The organism is Pseudomonas sp. CYM-20-01 (assembly GCF_023169845.1).
In the GTDB taxonomy this organism is placed as follows: domain Bacteria; phylum Pseudomonadota; class Gammaproteobacteria; order Pseudomonadales; family Pseudomonadaceae; genus Aquipseudomonas; species Aquipseudomonas azotoformans.
This window is the reverse complement of sequence record NZ_AP025169.1, coordinates 3711709-3734833: the sequence shown is the minus strand read 5'-3', so window position 1 is coordinate 3734833 and position 23125 is coordinate 3711709. Positions and strand designations below refer to the sequence as shown.

General features: G+C 59.1%; 19 protein-coding genes and 1 pseudogene. 5 read left to right on the top strand and 15 right to left on the bottom strand.

The window, feature by feature from the left end; translation table 11 throughout:
* Positions 1 to 8 precede the first annotated feature (8 nt).
* A complete protein-coding gene (gene mexE / locus M2497_RS16610) occupies positions 9 to 1250 on the bottom strand; it encodes a multidrug efflux RND transporter periplasmic adaptor subunit MexE (RefSeq protein WP_071495846.1) in 1242 nt (413 codons plus the stop codon).
* 405 nt (positions 1251 to 1655) lie between these two features.
* On the opposite strand from mexE, the gene M2497_RS16605 reads away from it, so the two are divergent.
* The gene (locus tag M2497_RS16605) at positions 1656 to 3359 is read left to right on the top strand and encodes a hypothetical protein (RefSeq protein WP_248481689.1); all 1704 of its coding nucleotides are present in this window, start codon (positions 1656 to 1658) and stop codon (positions 3357 to 3359) included.
* A gap of 50 nt (positions 3360 to 3409) precedes the next feature.
* Here M2497_RS16605 and M2497_RS16600 read toward each other — a convergent pair whose 3' ends face one another.
* From M2497_RS16600 to M2497_RS16575, 6 genes are all read right to left on the bottom strand, one after another.
* The gene (locus M2497_RS16600) at positions 3410 to 3937 is read right to left on the bottom strand and encodes a sterol desaturase family protein (protein WP_248481688.1); all 528 of its coding nucleotides are present in this window, start codon (positions 3935 to 3937) and stop codon (positions 3410 to 3412) included.
* Between the two features lie 98 nt (positions 3938 to 4035).
* Positions 4036 to 5649 (bottom strand): ABC transporter ATP-binding protein, encoded by a 1614-nt coding sequence (locus M2497_RS16595; protein ID WP_248481687.1) that lies wholly within the window; start codon positions 5647 to 5649, stop codon positions 4036 to 4038.
* Positions 5646 to 6545, bottom strand: coding sequence for an ABC transporter permease (locus M2497_RS16590; RefSeq protein WP_248481686.1), 900 nt, complete (start codon positions 6543 to 6545; stop codon positions 5646 to 5648). The genes M2497_RS16595 and M2497_RS16590 overlap by 4 nt, the downstream gene beginning before the upstream one ends.
* Positions 6546 to 6548: 3 nt before the next feature.
* Complete coding sequence (locus tag M2497_RS16585) at positions 6549 to 7499, bottom strand: ABC transporter permease (RefSeq protein WP_248481685.1); 951 nt, start codon at positions 7497 to 7499, stop codon at positions 6549 to 6551.
* Positions 7496 to 9106 (bottom strand): ABC transporter substrate-binding protein, encoded by a 1611-nt coding sequence (locus M2497_RS16580; RefSeq protein WP_248488218.1) that lies wholly within the window; start codon positions 9104 to 9106, stop codon positions 7496 to 7498. Before M2497_RS16580 ends, M2497_RS16585 begins: the two co-directional genes overlap by 4 nt.
* Before the next feature lie 44 nt (positions 9107 to 9150).
* Entirely contained in the window at positions 9151 to 11571 is a 2421-nt protein-coding gene (locus M2497_RS16575) for a TonB-dependent receptor (protein WP_248481684.1), read from the bottom strand.
* 210 nt (positions 11572 to 11781) lie between these two features.
* Here M2497_RS16575 and M2497_RS16570 point away from each other — a divergent pair.
* A pseudogene (locus M2497_RS16570) lies at positions 11782 to 11871 on the top strand (hypothetical protein); the annotation flags it as partial.
* A 112-nt stretch (positions 11872 to 11983) separates the two neighbouring features.
* Here the strand turns inward: M2497_RS16570 and M2497_RS16565 are convergent.
* Positions 11984 to 12400: a VOC family protein gene (locus M2497_RS16565; protein WP_248481683.1), complete on the bottom strand. Its 417-nt coding sequence runs from the start codon at positions 12398 to 12400 to the stop codon at positions 11984 to 11986.
* A gap of 132 nt (positions 12401 to 12532) precedes the next feature.
* Here M2497_RS16565 and M2497_RS16560 point away from each other — a divergent pair, with 132 nt between their 5' ends.
* Together M2497_RS16560 and M2497_RS16555 are read left to right on the top strand one after the other, a co-directional pair.
* A complete protein-coding gene (locus M2497_RS16560) occupies positions 12533 to 13018 on the top strand; it encodes a hypothetical protein (protein ID WP_248481682.1) in 486 nt (161 codons plus the stop codon).
* A gap of 183 nt (positions 13019 to 13201) precedes the next feature.
* A complete protein-coding gene (locus tag M2497_RS16555) occupies positions 13202 to 14062 on the top strand; it encodes a LysR family transcriptional regulator (protein ID WP_248481681.1) in 861 nt (286 codons plus the stop codon).
* A gap of 1 nt (position 14063) precedes the next feature.
* Here M2497_RS16555 and M2497_RS16550 read toward each other — a convergent pair whose 3' ends face one another.
* Positions 14064 to 15575: an MFS transporter gene (locus tag M2497_RS16550; protein WP_248481680.1), complete on the bottom strand. Its 1512-nt coding sequence runs from the start codon at positions 15573 to 15575 to the stop codon at positions 14064 to 14066.
* 168 nt (positions 15576 to 15743) lie between these two features.
* Here M2497_RS16550 and M2497_RS16545 point away from each other — a divergent pair, with 168 nt between their 5' ends.
* Positions 15744 to 16502 carry an SDR family oxidoreductase gene (locus M2497_RS16545; RefSeq protein ID WP_248481679.1) on the top strand — a complete coding sequence of 253 codons (759 nt, stop codon included), beginning with the start codon at positions 15744 to 15746 and terminating at the stop codon, positions 16500 to 16502.
* A 135-nt stretch (positions 16503 to 16637) separates the two neighbouring features.
* Here the strand turns inward: M2497_RS16545 and M2497_RS16540 are convergent, their stop codons facing one another.
* From M2497_RS16540 to M2497_RS16515, 6 genes are all read right to left on the bottom strand, one after another.
* Positions 16638 to 17621, bottom strand: a complete 984-nt coding sequence (locus tag M2497_RS16540) for an MDR family oxidoreductase (protein ID WP_248481678.1) — start codon at positions 17619 to 17621, stop codon at positions 16638 to 16640.
* A gap of 46 nt (positions 17622 to 17667) precedes the next feature.
* Positions 17668 to 18300 (bottom strand): TetR/AcrR family transcriptional regulator, encoded by a 633-nt coding sequence (locus M2497_RS16535; RefSeq protein ID WP_248481677.1) that lies wholly within the window; start codon positions 18298 to 18300, stop codon positions 17668 to 17670.
* Positions 18301 to 18474: 174 nt separating this feature from the next.
* Positions 18475 to 19323, bottom strand: coding sequence for an ABC transporter permease (locus tag M2497_RS16530; protein WP_248481676.1), 849 nt, complete (start codon positions 19321 to 19323; stop codon positions 18475 to 18477).
* Between the two features lie 5 nt (positions 19324 to 19328).
* Positions 19329 to 20603: an ABC transporter permease gene (locus M2497_RS16525; protein WP_248481673.1), complete on the bottom strand. Its 1275-nt coding sequence runs from the start codon at positions 20601 to 20603 to the stop codon at positions 19329 to 19331.
* Between the two features lie 39 nt (positions 20604 to 20642).
* Positions 20643 to 21725: an ABC transporter ATP-binding protein gene (locus tag M2497_RS16520; protein ID WP_248481670.1), complete on the bottom strand. Its 1083-nt coding sequence runs from the start codon at positions 21723 to 21725 to the stop codon at positions 20643 to 20645.
* Positions 21726 to 21838: 113 nt separating this feature from the next.
* Positions 21839 to 22894 (bottom strand): ABC transporter substrate-binding protein, encoded by a 1056-nt coding sequence (locus tag M2497_RS16515; RefSeq protein WP_248481668.1) that lies wholly within the window; start codon positions 22892 to 22894, stop codon positions 21839 to 21841.
* Between the last annotated feature and the right edge of the window lie 231 nt (positions 22895 to 23125).

The following is a 23125-nucleotide window of genomic DNA, read 5'->3' as shown; positions in this document are numbered from 1 at the left end:
CGTTTCCCTTAACCGCGTGGAGCCGCGACGGCTGCGAGCTTGGGCGCGGTTTTTTCCGGCGCCACTTGCTCCAGGTTGCTGGCTTCAAGCGCTTGTCGTTGTTGGGCCAAGGCGGCGAGGGTTTCCTTGCTGGCCATCGGAATGGTTTCCGGGGCGACCGGCGACCCTGGGCGCACGCGCTGCAGGCCCTTGACGATAATGGTGTCGTCCTTGTTCAGGCCGCTGCGCACGATGCGCAAACCTTCGATCTTCGGCCCCAGTTCCACCGAGCGGTAGGCCGGCTTGTCGCCTTCCATCACCAGCACGAACTTCTTGCCCAGGTCGGTGCCGACGGCTTCGTCGTTGATCAGCACGGCAGAGTAGGTGCCGCTGCCGACCAGCTTCAGCCGGGCGTACAGGCCAGGGGTGTATTCGCCCTTGCTGTTATCGAACACGGCGCGGCCACGGATGGTACCGGTGGCCGGGTTGACCTGGTTGTCGACAAAGTTCATCTGGCCCAGGTGCGGGTTGCCGGTCTCGTTGGACAGGCCCAGGTAAACCGGGGTGGTCGCACCACGACGGCCTTGGCGGGCCAGTTCGGTGTACTTGAGGAACACGCGCTCATCGGCGTCGAAGTAGGCGTAGACCTTGTCGGTGGACACCACGCTGGTCAGTGCGGTGACATCGGCGGTGACCAGGTTGCCGGCGGTGATTTCGGCACGGCTGACGCGGCCGCTGATCGGCGACGTCACGCGGGTGAAGCTCAGGTTCAGCTTGGCCAGGTCCAACTGCGCCTGGATCCCGGCGACGGCGGCGCGGGCTTCCTGGGCGGCGGTGGTGCGCGAGTCGGCCAGTTCGGCGGAGATCGCATTGCTCTGGCGCAAGCGTTCGCCACGTTGCGCTTCGTTATCGCTGCGGGTCGCGGCGGCACGGGTTTGTTGCAGTTGGGCTTCAAGGCGACGCACTTCGGCCTGGAACGGACGCGGGTCGATCTGGAACAGCAGGTCGCCTTTCTTCACCAAGGCACCTTCGGTGAAGGCCACCTGGTCGATCTGGCCGGACACGCGCGGACGGATCTGCACGGTTTCCGGGGCTTCCAGGCGACCGGTGAATTCATCCCACTCGTTGACCGGTTGTTCCAGCACCTTGGCCACGCTGACTTTGGCAGCTGGCATGGCGGCCGCTTGTTCCGGGCTCTTGCCGCACGCGCTCATCACCACCACGGCCAAAATCGCCAGGGGGAAGCGCAAATGTTTGAGTGACTGTTCCATGAGGTGCATCCGCCAATGTATTTGAGATGGGCGGATCATGCGCGGCGCTGTGCTATGTCACGAATCGAATGAAGCAAAGGTAACTATCATTCGGAATGATATAAGCGCGAGATTAGCCCTCTAGCATGGGGGTTTCGTTAGGGGGCTATCAATAGGCGTGATGACAATTGTCTTTTGCAGGCCGTGCAACTCACCGGCGTAGCGTTTTGAGTGCGTCCAACTGTGTTGATCAAGCGGATTGCGGCCCAATTGTCGAGCCATGATGCGCAGGTGGTCTCAGGGTGGTATTGGACGCTGGAGGGCAGGGTGCTTGTGATGCAGTGTGCGACCACGGCAGAATTCAGCGGCTGCGCCATCGCAAGACCGCGCATTCATTGTTGTTGCAATCTGACCAGGAAGTCGTTGATGACCACGTTCCAGAACCATGACTGTCATACCGTTGCAACGCTCGGCGGCGAGTTGGCAGCCTTTCTTTCCAAGACCCTCGGTGACATTTGCGAACGGATGACCCGGACTCGCGCACAGATCAGTGAGATCGATGCTCTGGAACTGCGTGATGGTGACGCAGAACGAGATGCGGCGTTGTTGAAGACCCGGTTGCGCATGGAGGACAGCCAGCGTCGTTACAATGCGCACAAAAAAGAGGGCTACGGACTGGGATGGGTGCTGAGCCCCTTCGATACCGGAGAGGCCAATAGCCAATTCAAAAACGCCGTGGCCAGGCATGCAGCGGTCACCCGTGACTATGATGAGCCCAACGCCAAGGTGCAGCGTGACAGCGATATAGCTTCACACAATCAGTTCGTCACCGATAAGCGCAAAGAACAAGCTGAGCTGAAGGTCAAGCTGCAGAAACTCACTCACGTTCATCAAGAACTGAATGGTTTTCTCCACGAGGCGAACGAAGCCTTGGCTGCCGCGTGCGGTCAAGGTTGGTTGGCAGCCGATTTCGCCATGCACCTCGCCGGGATGGACAGGGCGATACGTCAAGGCAATGTGTCGCTGGCTCGCGGGCATCTGACGCAATTAGTCTTTCAGAAACGCCCGGATGACGCCCTCTACTCCCGTTTGCACAACCAGGCCCTGGAGCTGCGCAAGCACGCCTATTCCGCCCATTACGGGGTGCCTGTCACGGGCTGTTTCGCCGATATCGTTGACGCCTCCGTCCAGTTGGCAGCCGCCAATCTGACGGCAGATTGTGCAAGTCAATTGCTAGGCGACCTGCACGGCTCGGATCAATGGCAATTGTTGACCACGTTGGTCGCGTCGCCTCAAAACCTGCGCATTGATGTGCTGTGGTCCATCTATTGGGGGATGTTCCGCTGCCAACAGAAAATGGCGGATGTGCTCAACCGTACGGTGTCAACCGAAGACCCCCTGAATGGCCGGTTCAGTCAGTGTGTTGAAGATGGGCTTTCGGAGTGGGCGTCCAGCCATATTCCGCTATTCGGCTATCCTGTGTCCCAGTCTTATCTGGGTATGTTGCAGTTGGCCAATACTGAAGAAGAAACCCGTGTGGGCGCCGATATCGGCGTGATTATCGCCCTGAATATTGGTGGGCTGGTCTGTCGCAAAGCAGTGTTGTTGCAAGCCAAGCGCGCAAAAGACTGGGAGGCTGACGTAGGCAGCAAGAAGGGCCAATTACCCAAGCTTTCCAAGTTGCCACGCGGCGGGTATTACCTGTTCTATCACGAATCGCCCCAACTGCGGTTGGACTCGCCGGTTCCAACAGTGAGTTCAGCGCAGGCGCTGCAGCAGTTGATACTCGATGCAAACAGAAACCCGAATGCGACCAAGCTTAAGCTGGATGTTCGCAGCACGGGTTGGGACTGGGCCAGCTTCATCAGCTTTGGTCTGTGTGATGCAGCCTCCGGCATTGGAGAGCCCTTTGACACCGTTGATGACGCCATGCGGATTCTAGGCAGTGGCGAGACCGGAGAGCTTCCTCGGCACCTGTTACTGCTGGCGATTGAAGACGAGCCCTTCACGCTTGAACTGACGAAGCGCTTGCGTAATCAATACCAGCGGGCGGAGCCCCAACAGGACAGATCAATGAGCAAAACCTCAAAAAAGGACTACGGCAGGGAGGGCGCTGACTTCGAGCTGTGATGGTTCGAGCAGGCCATGGCGAAGGGGCTGCCAGGTCGATCACCAAATCTTTAATCATAGCGGCTGAGCGTTTCAGCCCGAACGTAGGTGCCAAACACGTGATCCCATAACGGTGAAGAGACACCAAAGTTCTTCTCGATACCTTGGCGGTGGTGCAGCTCATGATTGGCCACCAGGCCTGGAATGAAGCGATACGCCCAATGCTCGGGGCGATGCATCACGTAATGTACCGAGATGTAATAGAAGTACCCGCTCACGGCGCCAACAAATGCCGACGTCAATCCGGTGAACCAGGCCAGCAGCAACAGCGCGGCAAAGGTCGAGCTAGTTTTCCAGCTCGACACACCGATATAGGCCAGCACGTCGACGTGGTGGGTCCAGTGCTCACGGCGATACAGCGAGTGAAACAGGAAGCGGTGCGCCGAGTACTCCACCAGTGACCAGGCCAACAGGCCTGCGAGTGCCAGTCCCGGATCAAAAGGTGCGAGGTACAGGGCAAGGAGGATGAAGAGGGGGACGGTGAAGAAGTCGAGGTAATAAGCGACTGACGACATCAGCCATTTATTGGAAGCAGCCATGCGCGGAATATCCCTGTAGTGCCCGACGGTCGGGGGCGCGATTCTCGGGGATCGCGCCGTCGCCGACAACTGTTTCGCGCGGCACTGCGACACAGGTCTCACGCTGCGCTTGCAATGACCTGCCGGCCAGGGATAGCCGCAATCAATTCCCGCGTGTACTCACTGACCGGCCGATGGAAGATCTGCTCCACCGAGCCCTGTTCAATCACCCGGCCGTTGCGCAACACCAGCGCCTCATGGGCGAAGTTGGCCACCACCGACAAGTCGTGGGACACCAGCACATAGGCAATGCCCATCTCCCGTTGCAGCTCTTCCAGCAGCTCAAGGATGCGCGCCTGCACCGACACATCGAGCGCGCTGACCGGCTCGTCGAGTAACAACAAGTCAGGTTGCAACGCCAGCGCCCTGGCGATGGCGACGCGTTGGCACTGACCGCCAGACAACTCTCGCGGCAAACGATCCAGGTAGCTGACCGGCAAATGCACGCGGCTGATCAACTGCCGCGCCGCGTGCTCCAGCGCGGCGCCCTTGAGCCGCCCGAAGGACACCAGCGGTTCGACGATGCTGTCGAACACGGTAAAGCGTGGGTCCAGGGCGGCAAACGGATTCTGCTGCACCAGTTGCAGGCGTTGGCGCAGCGGGCGGAAGTCGCGCCAGCTCAGGTGGGTGACGTCCTGTTGTTCGAACCAGACCTGGCCCTGGGTCGGTTTTTCCAGGCCGAGGGCGATGCGCAGCGCGGTGCTCTTGCCCGAGCCGGACTCACCGACGATGGCCAGGGTCTGGCCGGGATACACCTGCAGGCTGAGATCCTCAAGGGCCACGAACGTTGATTCTTCACCCTTGACCCTGGGCAGTACAAACGTCTTGCCGACGTTTTTCAGGCTCAGGATCGGTTGTTGTGTCGAATCCATGCACGGCAAGGGCTCACGCCGTCTGGCGAACGCCGGCGCGGCGGCAATCAGCGCGCGGGTGTAGTCGTGTTGCGGCGCGCCGAGGATCTGGCCTGGCGCGCCTTGTTCGACCACTTCACCGTGTTGAATCACCAGGACCCGGTCGGCGCGGTCGGCGGCCACACCCAGGTCATGGGTGATGATCAGCAGCGAAATCCCGCGCTCGCTGACCAAGCGCTGCAAGTGGTCGAGGATCTTGCGCTGCACCGTCACATCCAGGGCGCTGGTGGGTTCGTCGGCGATGATCAAGCGCGGGTTGCCCGCCAGGGCGATGGCGATCAGCACACGCTGGCGCATGCCGCCGGAGAGTTCATGGGGGTACTGGCGGGCGCGCAGTACAGGCTTGTCGATGCCCACCTGTTGCAGCAGTTCGACAATGTCGGCATCGACGCCGGGGTAGCGTTTGCCCTTGGCCAGGATCAGCGCCTCGGCGATCTGCTGGCCCACGCGCAGGGTCGGGTTGAGGCTGACCATCGGGTCCTGGGGCACCAGGCCGATGGTGCGGCCGCGCAATGCACGCTTTTGGCGCTCACTGGCGTGGGTCAGGTCGTGGCCGTCTACCCACAGCTGGCCGGCGGTGACCTGCGCACTGTCCGGTAACAGACCGAGGATAGCGTTGGCCAGGGTCGATTTACCGGAGCCGGACTCACCGACAATCGCCACGGTCTCGCCCTGGGCGATGCTCAGTGACAGGCGATTGACCGCCGTGTTGCCGTGCCGATAGCTGACGCTGAGTTGGCGTACATCCACTAAAGCGCTCATCGCTGGATCTCCTCGAAGGTGCGGGCGATATGGTTGAGGCTGAACACCACGGCCACCAGGAACAGGCCGGGCAGCAGGGAAACCCAGGGAGCGGTGATCAGGAAGTGTCGCCCGTTGGCGATCAAGGTGCCCCATTCCGCAGCCGGTGGTGCGGCGCCGAAACCGAGGAAGCTCAGCCCGGCGGTGGCCAGGATCGCGGCGCCGAAGTCCAGGGTCGCCAGCACGGCCACCGGCCCCCATGCATTGGGCAGGATGTGCCGCAGCAAGGTGCGCCCCCAGCTGGCACCGCCCAGGCGCGCGGCCTCGACGTAGGGCAGGGTCTTGACCCGCAGCACCTCGGCGCGGGTGGTGCGGGCAAACCCCGGAATAATGCCAATGCCCACGGCAATCGCCACCGGCACCGTGCCGAAGCCGATGGCCGTGACAATCGCCAGGGCCAGCAGCAGGCCGGGCAGGGCCAGCAGTACATCGACAAAGCGCATGATCACCGCGTCGATGCGCCCCCCGGCAAAACCCGACAGGATGCCCAGGCCCAGCCCGCCCAAGAGGGCGATGCCCACCGCAAGAAACGCTGCCAGGACCGATAGGCTGGCGCCATGGACCACCCGCGTATAGAGGTCGCGGCCCAGCTCATCGGTACCAAACCAGTGGATCAGGTTGGGCGCGCGCAGCTTGTCGACGGGCGAGGTGGCGTAAGGATCGAAGCTGCTCAACACGTGCGGCGCCACAGCCGCCACCAAGGCAAACACCACCACCAGCAGCGCCAGGCTGAACCCCGGTCGGCGTAACAGTGGCAACACTGTCGCCGTCACGCGTTGCAGGCGGCTGCGGCGGCGCCACAGCGCAGGGCTGGCCGGGAGGGTATTGCGGCCCAGGTTCTGCTCAAGAACGGTCATGGTCTAGGACACCTTTGGCGTGTGGGAGATGCGCGGGTCGAACCACGGGTACAACAGGTCGACCAGCAGGTTCACCAATACAAATGCCGCCGCCGACACCGAAACGATGGCGAGCACCACTGGAATGTCCTGGCGCAGCACTGCTTCTTGGGCCAGCCGGCCAATGCCGGAGCGGGCAAAGATGGTTTCCACCAACACCGCGCCCGACACCGTATTGCCCACCTGCAAGCCGATCAGGGTGAGGATCGGCAGCGCGGCATTCTTGAAGCCATGGCGTGCCTGCACCTGGCCACGGCTCAGGCCCTTGGCGTACGCAGTGGTGATATAGGACTCTGTCCAGACCCCCTGGAAACTGCGTTGCAGCACCTGGGCGTACACCGCTGCACTCGGAATCGCCAAGGTCACGGCGGGCAACACCAGGCTTTCCAGGCCCCGGCTGCCGGTGGCCGGGAACCAGCCGAGGCCGAAGGCAAACACCTGGATCAGCAGCAGCCCCATCCAGAACACCGGCACCGAAAAGCCCAGCGACGGCAGTCGCGCCAAGGCTTTCTTCAGCGGTTGCCAACGGATGTAGGCGGTCAGGTAGGCCAGGCCGATTCCGCCAAGCAGTGACAACACGATGGCCAGCCCCGCCAGGGACAGGGTCTGCGGCAGGCGTTCGGCAAGCAGTTCGGCCACTGGGCGATTCAGTGAAAGCGACTGCCCGAAATCCCCCCGTAGCGCTCCCAGCAGCAGGTCGAAATACTGCTCGAACAGGCCTTTATCCAGGCCGTAGTAGGCCCGTGCCTTGGCCAGGTCCTCCGCGGACAGCGCGTCGGCCTCCATGCCTGACGCGCTGAGCATGATCGACAAGGTGTCGCCCGGCAGCAGATACAGAATGAAATACGTGATGCTGTACGCCCCCCACAGCACCAGCAGTGCCTGGCCGATACGGCCGATCAGATAACGGCTCATGGCGTGCCGATCTCAATATCACCCAGCAGCGCAAAACCCTCGGCGGTCCAGCGGAAGTTTTTTACCTTGGGCGAGGTCGCCGCCTGCCACACACGCTCATACACCGGGAACGCGGAGCTTTCATCGATAAGTAAATCCTGCAGGCTGCCATAGGCGGCAGCGCGTTGCGGGGCTTGAGTGGCCGTGATGCCGGCATCGAACAAGCCCTTGGCCTGTTCCAGCACCGCCGGTTCATAGGTGTTGGTGGCCAGCGTGGAACTGTTGGCGCTGCGCGGATCGAGGATGGTCTGCAGGATGATCGGGTCGGCGCGGGTCATGTAGTTGATGGTCAGGTCATAGTTGCCCGCCGAGTTGTTGGCGACCCATTCGGCGCGGGTCACTACGCTGAGTTTCAACTCGATGCCGACCTTGCGCAGTTGGTCCTGGATCAGCACATCGCCGGCGGTCTCGGCCGGGGTGATGTTGTAGCTCAGGCTCAGGCGCTTGCCGTTCTTCTGCCGGTAACCGTCCGCACCCTTGGCCCAGCCGGCTTGATCCAACAACCGCTCGGCGTCCGCCGGGTCATAGGCCAGCTTGGCGCCCTGGCTTTTGAAGTACGGCGTGGTCACATCGAAGATGCCGTCCACCACCGGGAACTCGGCGTTGTACACGGTGCTGGCGTAGCTCTTGCGGTCCAGGGCCTTTTGCAGCGCCAGGCGTACTTGCCGATCGGCCAGGATCCGCTCGCCACGGGTGTTGGGGTACAGGTTCAGCGCCGGTCCCGGCAGCGAGCGGCTTTGAATGGTCGCGCCCTTGGACTGGAACAGCTTCAGGTCGACTTCCGAGAACGGGTTGCGCGGCCACAGGATGTCGGCCTTGCCTTGCAGGAACAGGCCGTTGCGCACGCTTTCTTCGGGGATGTAGCTGATGTCCACCGCGTCCAGGTGCGCTTCACCCTGGTTTTTCATATTGGCCGAGGCCCAGGCGTAGCCCTTGCGCTTGGTCAGGTGCGCACCGACTTCCGGCGTGTAGCTGGCCAGTACGAACGGCCCGGTGCCGATGATCTTGCCCAGGGAGCGCTCCTTCACGCTCAGCGCGTAGGAGGCCGGCGCGAGGATCGCCAGGTTGGTGGTGGAGGTGGCTTGCAGGAAGCCCGCGTTGGGCTTGGCCAGTACCAGCTTGACGGTGAAGTCGTCGACCACTTCGGCGTGGTCATAACCCGCCAGGTAGGTGGCGCCGAAGGTGGCCGGCAGTTCGGTGGCCAGTGCCTTGTCGCTGTCAAACGCGGTTTTCACCGCCTTGGCATCGAAGCGTTCGCCGTTGCTGAAGGTCACGTCCTCCCGCAGGTGGAAGGTATAGGTCAGCGCGTCGTCACTGACTTCCCAGCGTTTGGCCAGCCAGGGAATGATCTTGCCGGTGTCCGGGTCCTGGTCGGTCAGGGACTCGGCGACGTTGCGCAGCAGCACGCGGTGCTCCAGCCAATAGACCTGGAACGGGTCGACGCTGACCAGGGTGGTGTTATCGCCGAAAAATGCGATGTTCAGGGTCTTGCCCGCCTGGGGGTCATGCCCGGGCGAGCAGGCGGCGAGGCTCAGCGCCAGGGCGCAGGGGGCCAGCAGACGGCTCATCAAGTTGGCGGTATTCAATGGGGTGCCCTCATGTGGCGTGTGGATCAGAAGTCGTAGGCGAGCTTGGTGTACCAGTAGCCGCCGCCCGGGTAGAACGGCGGGTTGCCGTAGGCGGCCAGGCCGAGGTTGCTGTACACCGCGTGTTTGTCGGGGCGCACGTCGAAGATATTGGTGCCGCCGATGCTGACGGTGAGGCTGTCGACGAAGGTGTAGCTGACGTCCAGGTCGGTGATCCATTTGGCGCCGAAGCTGCGGTCGCCGGAGGGGTTGACGGCCAGGGTCTTGACCGCGCCGTAGCGCGCGGTTTGCAGGTTGACGGCCAGGTCCTCGACCTTCCAGTTGGCGCCCAGGATCCACTTGGTCTTGGGTGACGCGTCGGTCAGGTCGCCTTCGCGGTCGCGGCCGACCAGGGTCACGCCGGAACCGGCCAGTGCCGCCGGTGTGTCGCGTGTGCCTTCAATCGTGGTCTTGTTCCAGTTGAAGCCCAGGCTCCAGCGCACATCGCCCCAGGCCTCCAGCGGTGTGGTGTGGTCGGCGACCACGTCCAGGCCCTTGGTGCGCGTGTCGAAGGCGTTGGTGTAGTAGTTGACCCAGGTGCCGGTCGGTACACCCTGGGCGGCGAGAATGGCGTTGATCGCGCCGTTGCCACGGTCGTAGATATTGCTGGTGAGGGCGATGCGGTCATCGATGTCGATCAGGTAGGCATCCGCGGTGATGCTGGTGCGCGGCGCCGGTTGCCAGGTCAGGCCCAGCCCCAGGTTGCGCGATTTTTCCGGTTTTAGGTCATCGCCGCCCAGCGCCTTGGCCAGGTTGCTGCCGGACGGCGTCAGGCGCGTCACGGCCGGCACCACGTTGCCGTTCACATCGACGGCCACGCGGTTGTCGGCCACGGTGTAGCCGATCTGGGTCAGGGAAGGCGCGCGGAAACCGGTGCCCAGGGTACCGCGCACGGCTACGGTGTCGGTGAGTTCGTAGCGTGAGTTCACTTTCAGGCCGAAGGTGTTGCCCGAATCATCGTCGTAGTGCTCGACCCGCCCGGCGACGTCGAGAAACCAGCGGTCCGTCAGGTCGAAACCCAGGTCCAGGTAGCCGGCGTAGTTATTGCGGATCAGGCTGACTTCATCTTCCGGACGAATCGTCACCGCCGCCTGTGCGCCGGACGCGGCAGGGTAGGTACCGGTGATATAGGCCTCGCGCTCGCCGGCGAACGTACTGAAATGCTCCCAGCGATGTTCCAGGCCTGCGGATACCTGCACCGGCGACGTCAGGTTGAACAGGCTGTCGTAGTGGCGGGTGAAGTCGAGGTTGTTGACCCACTGCTCGAAGCGGAAGGTCGCCAGGTTATCGAACCTGGTCGGCGACGCGGTGCCCAGCGACGGGTTGATATTCAGGTCGCTGGAGTGGTGCACGTTGTTGCGCCCGTAGGTGGTGCTCAGGTCCCAGTTCCAGTCGGCCACCAGGCCCTTGCCGCCGAACAGCAACTGGTAGTCGCGGTCCTTGATGTTGTTGAGTGGGAAGTAACCGTCGGGAAACACCTCGGGCACTGCCGCCGTGCCCGTGGGCAGGCGGAAGTAGTTGGCCGCCTCGGCATCCCGTTCGCCATAGGTGGAGAACGAGTACAGCGTCAGGTCTTCCAGCGGCAGTTCGGCGTTGTAGGCCAGGTTGAAGGCCTTGAGGTCAGGATCGCCGTTCTTGATCGCCACGCGGTCCCAGGCCGCTTCCTTGGCTGGGTCAGCGAACGCTCGCACGCTGCTGTCGGCCTTGTCGTTCCACGACGCGCTGCCACGTTTGCGCGCATCGGCCGAGAAGTGAAAGAAGCCGCCCTGGCCGAGTTCAAAGCCCTGGTCACCCGCGACCTTGATGGTCTCGCCCTGGCCGGAATACAACTGACCGTAGCTGGTCTCCAGGTGGCCGCCGCTTTTCCCGGACTTGAGGATGATGTTGATCACGCCTGCGACTGCATCGGAACCGTACTGTGCAGCCGCGCTGTCTTTGAGCACCTCGATATGGTCCACCGCGCTGACCGGGATCAGGTCGATGTCCACCGCATTCGCACCGCTGTTATCGATGGAACCGCGCTGGCCGGTGGCGCCGTTATGCCGGCGTTTACCGTTGACCAGCACCAGGGTGTAGGCCGGTCCCAGGCTGCGGTTGCTCAGCGGGCGCGTCACCGAGTTGTAGCCGGCGATGTTGGTGCCGAAGTTGAAAGAAGGCAGCAGCTTGGCAATCGCCTCGGACAACTCGGCGCGCCCGGTCTTGAGCAATTGGTCGCTGTTGATCACATCGATCGGCGCCGGGCTGTCGGCCACTGTGCGTTGCTGGCCACGCAGGCCGGTGGAAATCACGGTGACGGTGTCGAGCTTGGCATCGTCGGCGAAGGCGGGCGCAGCGGCCAGGAGCAGGGAGCCGGTCAGCAGCGAAAGAGGCAACTTCTTGAGGGACGTGGGGAGTGCGATGTCTGGCATGGAGATAACCTGGAGGGTGGGGGTGCGTCCTCCGCCAGGTATGGGGTCGGTCTGTGAAGTGAAGATATCTCTATAAAAAACGGTCGTGAAAGTCTTTTTTGGAATAAGCTAATTATCAGTTAATATTATTTATATCCAAAATAAGATTACCTATTTTTATTATGTGAAAAACAGGCGTGCGGCTTATCGCCAATGTCGACTACATTCCAAGGGGTGCTTGGCGGCTATCGCGACTATTGGACTCCAGGCCCATCACTGCCGCCTGGCATACAGAAGAATTTGGCGCGAGGCAAACCTCTACCTCATTTATGAGGTGCTCGAGGGGGCTTTCGATTAGGGCGCCGAAGCCTGACGGTGGGGGCACCGCACCGGCGCACTCGGATGATGACTCAGGCTCGACGCTTTCCAGCCATCAAGCCTGCACCGCAGGGCCTTTCAACTCGATCTGATTATCATCAGGGTCATTGAGATACATCGACAACCCGGTTCCCTCCGCGCCATACCGCATCACGGCCGCTTCAGCGGATACCCCGGCTGCCGCCAAATGCTGGAGTATGGCCTGTTCATCGAACGGCTCGACCCGCAGGCAAACGTGATCGACATTGTGTCTTTGCTCGCCCGCCGGCTGCCCACCCTGACGCCCGATCGGCCCGTTCACATCAACCAGGTCAATCATGGATGTGCCAGCGCTCAGGTGAATCAAGCCGAGGTCGTCACGGCGTTTTTTGACATCACACCCCAGCACGGATGTGTAGAACGCCAGGCTGCGCTCAATGTCCTTGACCCGCAAAACAACGTGATCGATACGTTGAAGGGTAAAACTGCGCATTTCCACCACTCCTGATTCTTGCCGTTGTTGAATGGGACATTGTTCAGGGTAGCCGCAGTTTGAGTGCACTCAAGGCTGGCAGGGTCGAAGGCCGGATATTCAAATGGCCGCAATAGGCTAGAGGCAGATAACATGAAAGAGTGGTCGTCGCTGTGCAAGTCGAAGGTGGGGGGTGTCGTTGATCTACGGGAACAACGCGTGCTCGCCATGGACGACGGCGCGTACAAGATTTCAGATAATCAATATTTTTTAGCTGACGCCTGTTCTGTTGAGGGAGAGGAAAAACTGAGTTTGCTATCCCTCTACTGGGCCAGCAGTGAGGCTGCATTTCGAAGGGCCTACTACAGGGATGTTGAAAATGATGACCTGGCTGTATGCCAACCGCCGGCTGAATTACTTCCAGCTGGGGCGGGTGCGACCTACCGTCAGATAAAAGAGGCGCTTGGCGCTCTTGGTTCTGACAGGTTAATGGAGTACGCCTCTTATCGTGTTATGTCTGACGGTGCATTTGTTCATAAGGGCTTGGAAAGCGCATCGGCTGTTTATTATTTTCGGTCGCATGACATTGCTCATGATGAGATGCCTTACGCGATACTGTGGAAGCTTTTCAGTGTTTGATTAATGACCGTCAGGGTCCTGCGGTCAGGTTGAAGTGGTCGTACGCGACTCCCGAAAGTCGACATTTGCAGTCCCCGGTTGGTGTTTCAACGAAGGTGTATGCAGAGCAGTATGTCGGCCCTGGGATTGCTACGGCAGTGCCATTGCTGCACTCTCACTGCTCATTTTTGTACGGGGTAACGCATGGACTGGAGTGATGTGCGGGTCTTTCTTGCGATTGCCCGTAGCGGGTCGTTGGGCGCTGCCGCCAAGCAGTTGGGTGTCAGCCATCCGACCGTGGGGCGACGCTTGCAGGTGCTTGAGCAGTCCAGTGGCCAGCCCATTTTCCTGCGTACCACCCAAGGCCTGGTCCTGACCGACAGCGGGGAAAAGCTGCTCAGTCTGGCGCAGGAAATGGAACAAAGTGCCTTGGCAATCGAAAGGCGCCTTGCGGGGGACAGCGCACAGCCAGAAGGTGTGTTGCGCATTTCTTGCGCCGACTGGTTCGCCTGTTATGTGCTGGCCCCGGTCCTGAACGAACTGGGGCGACGTTATCCGCTGATCGTGCCCGAGGTCATCGCAGGGCATCGATTGTTTGACCTGGCTCGTCGCGACGCCGACATTGCCTTTCGGATCGTTCCTTTCACCGAATCCGATATTGTCCACCGCAAACTGACTACCTTGAGCTACGGGTTATACGCGGCCGTCGGATCCGCTGACCCCGAGCCGCAGGGCGACGGGGTGGGTTTGATCACCATGAGTGTTGCCCAGTCTCACTATCCCGATGTGCAATGGCTGCAGCAGCGTTACCCTCTGGCCCGTAAGGTGTTCACCAGTAGCAGCCGCACAGCCCAGGCGCACATGTGCGCGCAAGGGCAGGGTGTCGCCGTATTGCCCCGCGTCCTGGGCGACCAGTTGACAGCGCTGCGGCTGATTGATCCGCATGAACCGCCACCGGGTCGCGACATCTGGATGGGTTACCACCAGGACATGCGGCAGATGGACAGTCTTCGTGCCCTTGCCGACCTTGCCTCGGGCATGATCGGCTCGCAGCAGGGCCGATGATTCACTCTACTGGGCGCAGGGCTGCCGTTTGCAATTGCACAGCCGGTTGGCGCGCCAGGCTTAGGCTGAGTCCCGCGCCCAAGGCCAGGCATGCCGCGATGCAGAGTATGGAAACGGTGAAGGCGTGAGTGATGGCGGCCGCGTCCGTATCCGTGCCCAGAAGGGTGTAGAAAATGCCGCCTATTATCGCCACGCTGAGTGATGTGCTGATTTGCAGGGTAGAACTGGCAATGCCCGCAATCATGCCGGAATACGCGGGCGCCACGCGTCCTGTGATCATTCGTATCAATGTCGGCAGGGCCAGTCCTTGTCCGAAACCGATCAGAAACAGAATGACGGCGAGGGGCTGCGCAGGGGGCGTGACGGCCATCGGTGTGTGCGCCACGAGCCAGGCCAGGAGCACGAACCCCAGCACCTCAAGCCCCATTCCGACGGGGTTTACGTAAGCCCCCAGGAAACGCCTGAATTGAGGGGTGGAAAGCGGGCCCAGCAAAAATCCCGCGCCAAAAGGAAGGAAGATCAGGCCTGCATTGAGTGGGCTCGTATGCAGCGCTCCCTGTAAATATATGGAAAACAGCAGGAAAAACACGCCGATCGCGTAGAAGGTCAGGGCAACGAGCAGTGCCCGGCCCAACCCAGGCGTGCGCAGCGCGGCAGGATCAAGCAACGGTGCGCCTTGCGCCTGGTGCAAACGGGCTTCGTAGCGCCAGAACAGCCAGCCCAGCAGCGGTACTGCCGCAAGCGACAGCCAGGCCCACAAGGGCCAGCCGGCTTCACGCCCTTCGATCAATGGAACGATCAGCGCCCCAAGGGTCGCCATGGACAGGACGGTTCCACCCAGATCCAGCTTGCTTGTCTGTTGCGCGCGGGTTTCCCTGACCACGGCAATGGCGATCAGAATGACCAGCAACGCAATCGGTAGATTAACCAGAAATATCGCCCGCCACCCCAAGCCCATCAAGTCGAGCGATATCAATATCCCGCCAAGTGCCTGGCCGGCTACCGACGCCAGTCCAAAGACCGCGCCATAGAGACTCAGCGCCAAGGGCTTTTCGGACTCGGGAAATATAGCCTGCGCAGAAGCGAGTGCCTGGGGCGCCATGACGGCTGCCGTCACGCCTTGCAGCGAACGTCCGGCGATCAACACCCAAGGTGACTCGGCGACGCCGCAGATCAGTGAGGCAACTGCGAAACCAACCAGCCCAAGGAAAAACATTCTCATGCGACCGTAGATATCACCCAGCCGTCCGCCGGTAATCAGTGTCACGGCATAAAGCGCCGCGTACGAGGAAATGATCAACTGTTCGGCGGAGGAGGCCGTGCCGAGCGATTGCTGGATCGAGGGCAGCGCCACGTTCACGATGAAAAAATCCAGCGGCGGTAAAAACGCACCGACCAATAAGATGGCGAACATCAACCAGCGCCGCGGTTCCGGTAGGACGTTTTTTGTCTGTGGCATAAGGTCTCCTGCCTGGAACCCTTCGGTTCCAGAATATTCACGATGGCGGGTCATGCTCCGAATCAATGGGGCCCAATCTAAACGATCAAACTTGGGCTGACGCCTCACAAAATTGAACGCCCAGCGTTCATTTATGGCAGTGCCGTCGAGTGCCTGATTCCTCTCAAAATGGCCGCACTGTGGTTCCAGTCGGTCCACACAAACGAGACTGAGGAGTCAGATATGTCAGGTAAATTCGCTGGTCAGGTGGCAGTGGTCACCGGCGCATCCACCGGGATCGGGTATGCGATTGCGCAGGGTTTGATTGCAGAGGGCGCCAGGCGTGTTTACATCACTGGGCGTTCTGCAGCCTCGCTGGAGGCTGCGGTGGCCAGGCTTGGCGATAGAGCGATCGCGGTTATTTCCGATGTCGCGCGCCAGGCTGATCTCGATCAGCTCAAGGCGACGATTGAGGCCCGCAACGATCAGTTGGACGCAGTGTTCGCCAACGCGGGTATTTGCGAAAAGAACCCGCTGGGCGAGACCACCGAGGCGGCGTACTTCAACCTCTTCGACATTAACGTGAAGGGCGTGTTTTTTACTGTGCAGACGTTGATGCCTTTGTTGAAAAACGGCGCTTCGATTGTGCTGACGGCTTCTATCTGCTCCAGCAATGGGATGGAAGGACTGAGCCTCTACAACGCATCCAAGGCTGCAGTGCGGTCCTTCGCCAGGACCTGGGCCAACGAACTCAAAGGCCGCAAGATCCGAACGAATGTCCTGAGCCCTGGCTTCACCCGCACCCCTTTGATGGACAACGGCTTGAAGATGAGCGAAAGCGACATTGCCGCGCTGCGCCACCATGTCGAGCAGATCACTCCGCTGGGGTACATGGCCCAACCTGAAGAAATCGCCTCGTCAGCGCTGTTCCTCGCATCCGCCGATGCGAAATATGTCAACGGGGTGGAACTGATGGTCGACGGCGGGCTGTCGCAGATCTGACCTCCCGATCGAACCTGGTGCAACCCTTGCAGAGGGTTGCTTTTGTCGCTTTTGCGAAGCCCCCGCAGGACACCTCAACATGAACAGTGAATCGCCCCGGGTTTCGTAGACACCTTATTGCCTGAAACAATGCTGTCAATTATTGACGTTAACCACAACTCGTCCGCGTACTTCGCCTGCGAGCAGTTGCTTTGCCGTCTGAACAACCGCGTCCAAACCAATCTCTCGCGTTACTTCTTTTAAGATAGAGATATCAAGATCTCTTACCAGACGATCCCAAGCTGCGATCCGATCTCTTCGCGGACGCATCACGCTGTCGATACCAGCCAGTGTCACCCCACGCAAAATGAAGGGGGCAACGCTGGCAGGTAAGTCCATCCCTTGCGCGAGTCCGCATGCCGCAACGGTACCTCCATAACGGGTGCTGGCACAGACGTTGGCCAGCGTATGACTACCAACCGAATCAATCGCGCCTGCCCATCGTTCTTTGGCAAGTGGGCGACCTGGCCCGCTTAATACTGAGCGATCAATGATCTCCGAGGCGCCAAGCCTCTTCAGGTAATTAGATTCTTCAAGACGACCAGTTGAAGCCACCACGGTGTAGCCCAAGCCAGCGAGGAGGGCGATAGCGAAACTGCCAACGCCACCATTGGCTCCTGTCACCAATACTTCGCCCGCATCCGGTGTCACGCCGTTACGCTCCAAAGCGAGCACCGAGAGCATCGCCGTATAACCTGCTGTGCCAATTGCCATGGTTTGTTGCGCGGTGAACCCGCGAGGCAGTGGAATAAGCCAGTCACCATTGACTCTAGCTTTTTGAGCCAGGCCACCCCAGTGCGCTTCACCCACGCCCCATCCATTAAGCAGCACATTGTCACCGACCTTGAAGTCAGGATGGCTACTTTCCTCAACCGTCCCCACAAGGTCGATACCAGGCACCATCGGAAACTTGCGTACCACCGGGCCTTGTCCCGTTATCGCCAGTGCGTCTTTGTAGTTGAGGGTGCTATAAGCAACACGAACCGTCACATTACCGTCAGGCAGTTGTGCTTCGTCCAAGCTGGCTAATTTTACGAGACTGCTGGTGTCATTTTTTTCAATCAGAATGCCATGGAACATAAGGTTTTCCTCAATTAGACCGATCGTCTATAAAAGGCCAAAAAAATTAACGCGGTAATCCGGCCATGAATCCGTTGATGAACGTATTTAAAGGGGCTGTGCTTTTCACCAGCCGTGCTCTGAGCACCGCACCTTCCCAACCAATCCAAAAGTACGCAGCGAGTTCTGCGCAATCAACATGTCTGGCAAGTTCGCCAGCGTCCTGTGCCTCTCTTAGACAGGTGGCCAATTGTTGCTGCCAACCGAATAGGGTGGCATCCAGATGCTCACGGAAACCTGCGGGAAGAATGGTTACTTCCTGGCTAAGGTTACCTACCAGGCAGCCGCGTCTGAACTGGTATTTCTCCATCCCTCCTTTCGCGTCCTCGACGAAGGCTAGAACACGCTGCAGAGGAGTCATTGAGTCATCGAGAAACCAGCGTTTGAGCTTGTTGGCGAAGTAAGCTGCGTAGTTGTCCATCACGGCCCGTCCAAAATCTTCCTTGCTATCGAAGTAGTGGTAGAAGGAGCCTTTTGGAACACCGACCGTTTTCAATACGCCGTCGATGCCGGTGGCCATGAAGCCCTGCTCAGTTAGAATTTCTGTCCCGCAGCGAATTAGTGCGTCACGGGTATCCGGATTCTGTCGGGATACCTTGGGCGGACGGCCACGGCGAGGAGTTTGCGAGGAGTTGATCATGGCTAAGGATATTAGACTGATCGTCTACAAAGTCAATTTCATAACTGCCATGACGGTTGCCTAGGCGGTTGGAGTAGATAAACCGAAACAGAGATTGCCTAACCTCTGCCCGGTTTCTTTTTTGACGCATCTTTATAAAAGTGAGCGTCTCACGGGCCTCAGGAACTACGCTCGTTACTCTTTGATGCCTCGTAGGCGCAACGAGCGTCGACGCATGAGTTCAACAGCGACCAGCAATGCCACCGAGCCGAGAATCAGTAACGTGGCCGCCGCCAGTATGGTTGGGCTGATCTGTTCGCGCATACCTGACCACATCTGGCGCGGTATGGTGCGTTGCTCAACCCCGCCAAGAAATTGCACCAGCACCGCCTCATCGAATGAGGTCACCATCGCAAAGAGCGCGCCGGACATGATCCCAGGACGAATAATGGGGAAGGTCACGCGGAAAAATGTATAGGTGGAAGAAGCTCCGAGGCTAGTCGCTGCTCTGGTCAACGAGTGGTCGAAACCAACCAATGTCGCCGTCACTGTGATGATGACGAATGGCGTACCTAGTACCGCATGGCCCAGAATGATGCCAAGGTGGTTTTGCCCGATGCCCAATGCGCTGTAGAAAAAGTACATGCCGGCAGAAGAGATGATCACCGGTACGATCATCGGCGAAATCAGGGTGCCCATCAGCAGTCCCTTGCACGGCAGATTAGCGCGACACAAGCCGAGTGCTGCCAACGTCCCGAGTGCCGTTGAAATCACCGTTGCGCAGAAGGCGATCAGCAGACTGTTCTTGAACGACAGCACCCACAGTGGATCCTCGAGAAGCGTGTGGTACCAACGCATTGAAAAGGCCGCTGGATCAAGGCTGAGCATGCCGCTGGTAAAGCTGAAGTAGGGCTCGACGTTAAATGACAAAGGCACCACTACCAATATTGGCAAAGTCAGAAACAACAGCACCAATACCGCAAAGCTTCGAACGCTGAAGAACCAGACTCTGCCCATCGGGCTGGTATAGCTTGGAAGACTCATCTTGATTACCCCAGTTTCATATTGTTGATGCCCACGACCCGGTCATAAATCCAGTACAGCACCAGGACAATCATCAGGAGGATGGACGCGATGGCGGCGGCCAGTCCCCAGTTCAGGGAGGTCTGCATGTGGTAGGCAATGAAATTGCTGATGACTTGTCCGGTACGCCCACCCACCAACGCCGGAGTGATGTAGTACCCCGTCGCCAGAATGAACACCAGGATGCCTCCAGCGCTCAATCCAGGCAGAGACAAGGGAAAATAGATCTGCACAAAAGTGCGGAATGAACTGGCGCCCATGGAGTGCGCTGCACGGGTATAGGTTGTGTCGATGCTTTTCATGACGCTGAACATCGGCAGCACCATGAAAGGCAGAAGGATGTGTGTCATAGCAATGACCGTTCCGAACATGTTGTACATGAGTTCGAGTGGCTGGTTGATCAATCCCATGCTGTTCAACGTGCTGTTCAGCACACCGTTGGATTGCAAGATCACCATCCAGGCGCTGGTGCGTACCAGAAGTGATGTCCAGAACGGCAACAGCACCATGACCATCAACAGGTTGCTGGTTTTTGCCGGAAGGGTGGCGAGCATGTAGGCCAGCGGGTAACCCAGGATCATGCACAGCGCCGTGATACCCAGTGCAACCATCAAGGTCTTGATCAGAATGCTGACGTAGATGCGTCGGCTCTCAGGTTGTTGAACAACCTTACCTTGGTCGTCATAACGCAGGTCCAAGGCAGCGAGATAGTTAGTTGCGGAGTAGGCTGGCGCCATTTTCTTCAACTGCATCCAGGTGCCGATCTGCCCCCAGCGCTTGTCGATGCCGGTCATTGTGGTGTTAAACGCACCCGGCACGACGACCTTGCTGGCCAGGCCACGTGCAGTGCGGGCCATCAGGCTCTTGGCGTCACTCATCACCCTATTGAGATCGGAGCCGACACTGTCCAATTGTCGGGTCTCCTGCAGGGCGAGGATTTCATGACCCACGGTGGCGAACAACTGCTCGTCTGGCAAGGCTGTGCCCTCCCAGTTGGCTAATGCGGCTGCGGTCTGTGGCATCGCCGTGGAAAGGGTCGGGTTCTGGATGCTGCGCAGCAACATCGCGCCAATAGGCAGCAAGAAAAATACCGTAATGAATGCCAGCAATGGGACGACCAATAGCAGTGATTTAGTCTTGTTTAGACGTTCTGCCCGGTCAAGGCTGGACTTCAGGTTTCCTTGAGGTAGGGACTCGCTGACGGTCTCTAATATGGGGCTGACGGTATATGAGTTGTTCATCTGGGTGCTCCGGCAAAACAGTAAAGTCGTTGTAGGGCTTCAGGCGTCCAGCGCCCGACAGTCGTCGGCTGACCAACCCACATCGATGCAAGTGCCGGCTTGGGGAGCGGCGTGTCCTGCGGTGTTGACCATCTTGACGATGAACTCGTCGTTGCCTGCCAGTTTCAAGCGCGCTCGCAAATGATCACCGTGGTATATGATCTCCTCAATGCGGGCCGGCATATGGTTGTCGTACTCACCTGGACGTGCGCCAAGCTGCACGCGCTCAGGACGAATCGACAGTGTGGTGGTCGAGCTTACAGGGTGGATATTGACGGCCAGCGCCTTGACGAGATGCTCACCAACACGCACCTGGCAGTAACGTTCCTGGCGCTCGATAATCTGCCCCATCAGCCGGTTGTTCTCGCCGATGAAGCTCGCGACAAATGCGGTCTGCGGTTTTTCGTAAAGGTCGGACGGATTGGCCAGTTGCTGGACAATTCCATCGTTAAAGACTGCAATGCGATCCGACATCGTGAGGGCTTCAGTCTGATCGTGAGTGACGTACACAACTGTGATGCCGAGCTGTTTTGACAGGCGCTTGATTTCATATTGCATCTGTTCACGAAGCTGTTTATCCAACGCTCCAAGCGGTTCATCCATCAGCACCAAACGTGGCTCGAAGATTAATGCACGGGCCAGTGCAACACGCTGTTTCTGACCGCCAGACAGCTGAGCCGGCATTCGCTTTGCGAATTGTCCCAAGGCCACCAGGTCAAGTGATTTACGCACCCGGTCTTCGATGTCTTGCCGGGGCAATTTGCGCACTTTCAGTGGGAACGCGAGGTTTTCTTCAATGGTCATGTGAGGGAAAAGGGCATAGTTCTGAAACACCATGCCGATACCGCGCTTTTGCGGAGCTATATCATTTACCGGTTTTTCATCAATGCAGATTTGCCCATGAGTCACGGTCTCGAACCCTGCCAACATCATCAAACATGTCGTCTTGCCGGAACCTGATGGGCCAAGCATGGTGACGAACTCACCCTGTTCGATTTCGAGGTTGAAGTTTTTGACGACCAGATGTTCGCCGTCATAACTCTTCTGCACATTTCGAAAGCTAACGAATGATTCAGTACGCATGGGAGATATCTCTTGTTATTGGTGCTGTAGAGGAGCCGGGCACGAAAAGTCGCCCGGGCCCGCCAAAGGGGTGTGTCAGGTGTGCTGCGGCAAGGTTGTGGTTGAGTTTTTGGTTACTTGGACAGCCAAGCGTTGAAGCGCTCGTTGAGTTCGTCTGCATGGTCTCCCCACCACTGGGAGTCCACCTGTAGCGCGCTGGCAAAGTTTTCTGGGCTGGTTGGCAAGTTGGGTTTGACCTTCGGGTCTACCAGGGCTTGCGCCGAGAGTCGTGTCGGGCCGTATGCGATATAGTTGCTTTGGTCAGCCAGCACCGAGCTCTGAGTGGCAAACTTCAAAAAATCCATCGCCAGATCTTTTTTCGGGTTGCCGGCAGGCACTACCCAAGCCTCCATGTCGTACATCTGACCATCCCACACGATTTTGAACGGCTGCTGCTCTTTCTGCTGCGCAATCACGATACGCCCGCTATAGGCTGAGATCATGCTGACCTCGCCATCGGCCAGCAGTTGCGGCGCTTGTGCCCCGGCTTCCCACCAGATGGTGTCCTTTTTGATTGTGTCGAGCTTGGCAAAAGCTCGATCCAGGCCATCTTCAGTCCCCAGCATCTCGTACACCTTTTCACGGGGCACGCCGTCGGCCATCAGCGCCCATTCAAGATTGACTTGAGGTGCTTTACGCAGTGCTCGCTTGCCTGGGAAGCGCTTGGTGTCGAAAAAGTCTTTCAGGGTATGGGGCTGTTCGCCCTTGAAGGCTTTGGTGTTGTAGGCCATGACTGTCGACCAGACATAACTCGCCACGCCGCATTCCGTCAGGGCCCCTGGCAGAAAATCCTTTGCAGCAGGTGTTCCATCCGGTGCAGGAGCCAGGGTGGCGGGGTCGATTCGTTCGAGCAGGCCGTTATTACAGGCACGAATGACGTTCGGTATTTCAGCATCGACTACGTCCCAAGTTACCTTTTTGCTGTCTACCTGAGTCTTGATTTGCGCGATGCCCCCGGAATAGTCCTCCGAAATCACCCGGATACCCGTGGCGGCAGTGAAGGGTTTGTGTGCGGCTTGGATCTGGGCATTAGTCAGGTTGCCGCCGTAGGACACAACCGTGAGAGTGTTTTCTGCGTAAACACTGCAGGACACGATGCCGGATAGCAAAAGAAACGTTGCGCTTTTCATGCGTGAGACCCCTCGTTTTTATTTTTGTGGGAAACCGTCACGAGCTCTTTGCACGGGGGTGCGTGAGCAACCGAAGAGACGATCAGGGCTTTACTCTCGGCAAAAAAATCCGAAGGTAAAAGCAATAAAAAAAAGCCCAATGGGGCGATTTTTTTTATGGGCGCACAAAAATTATCTATTGATGGGCAGGGTGAAGGGCTTTCAGGCATTCAGGGATTCAAAATCACTTCC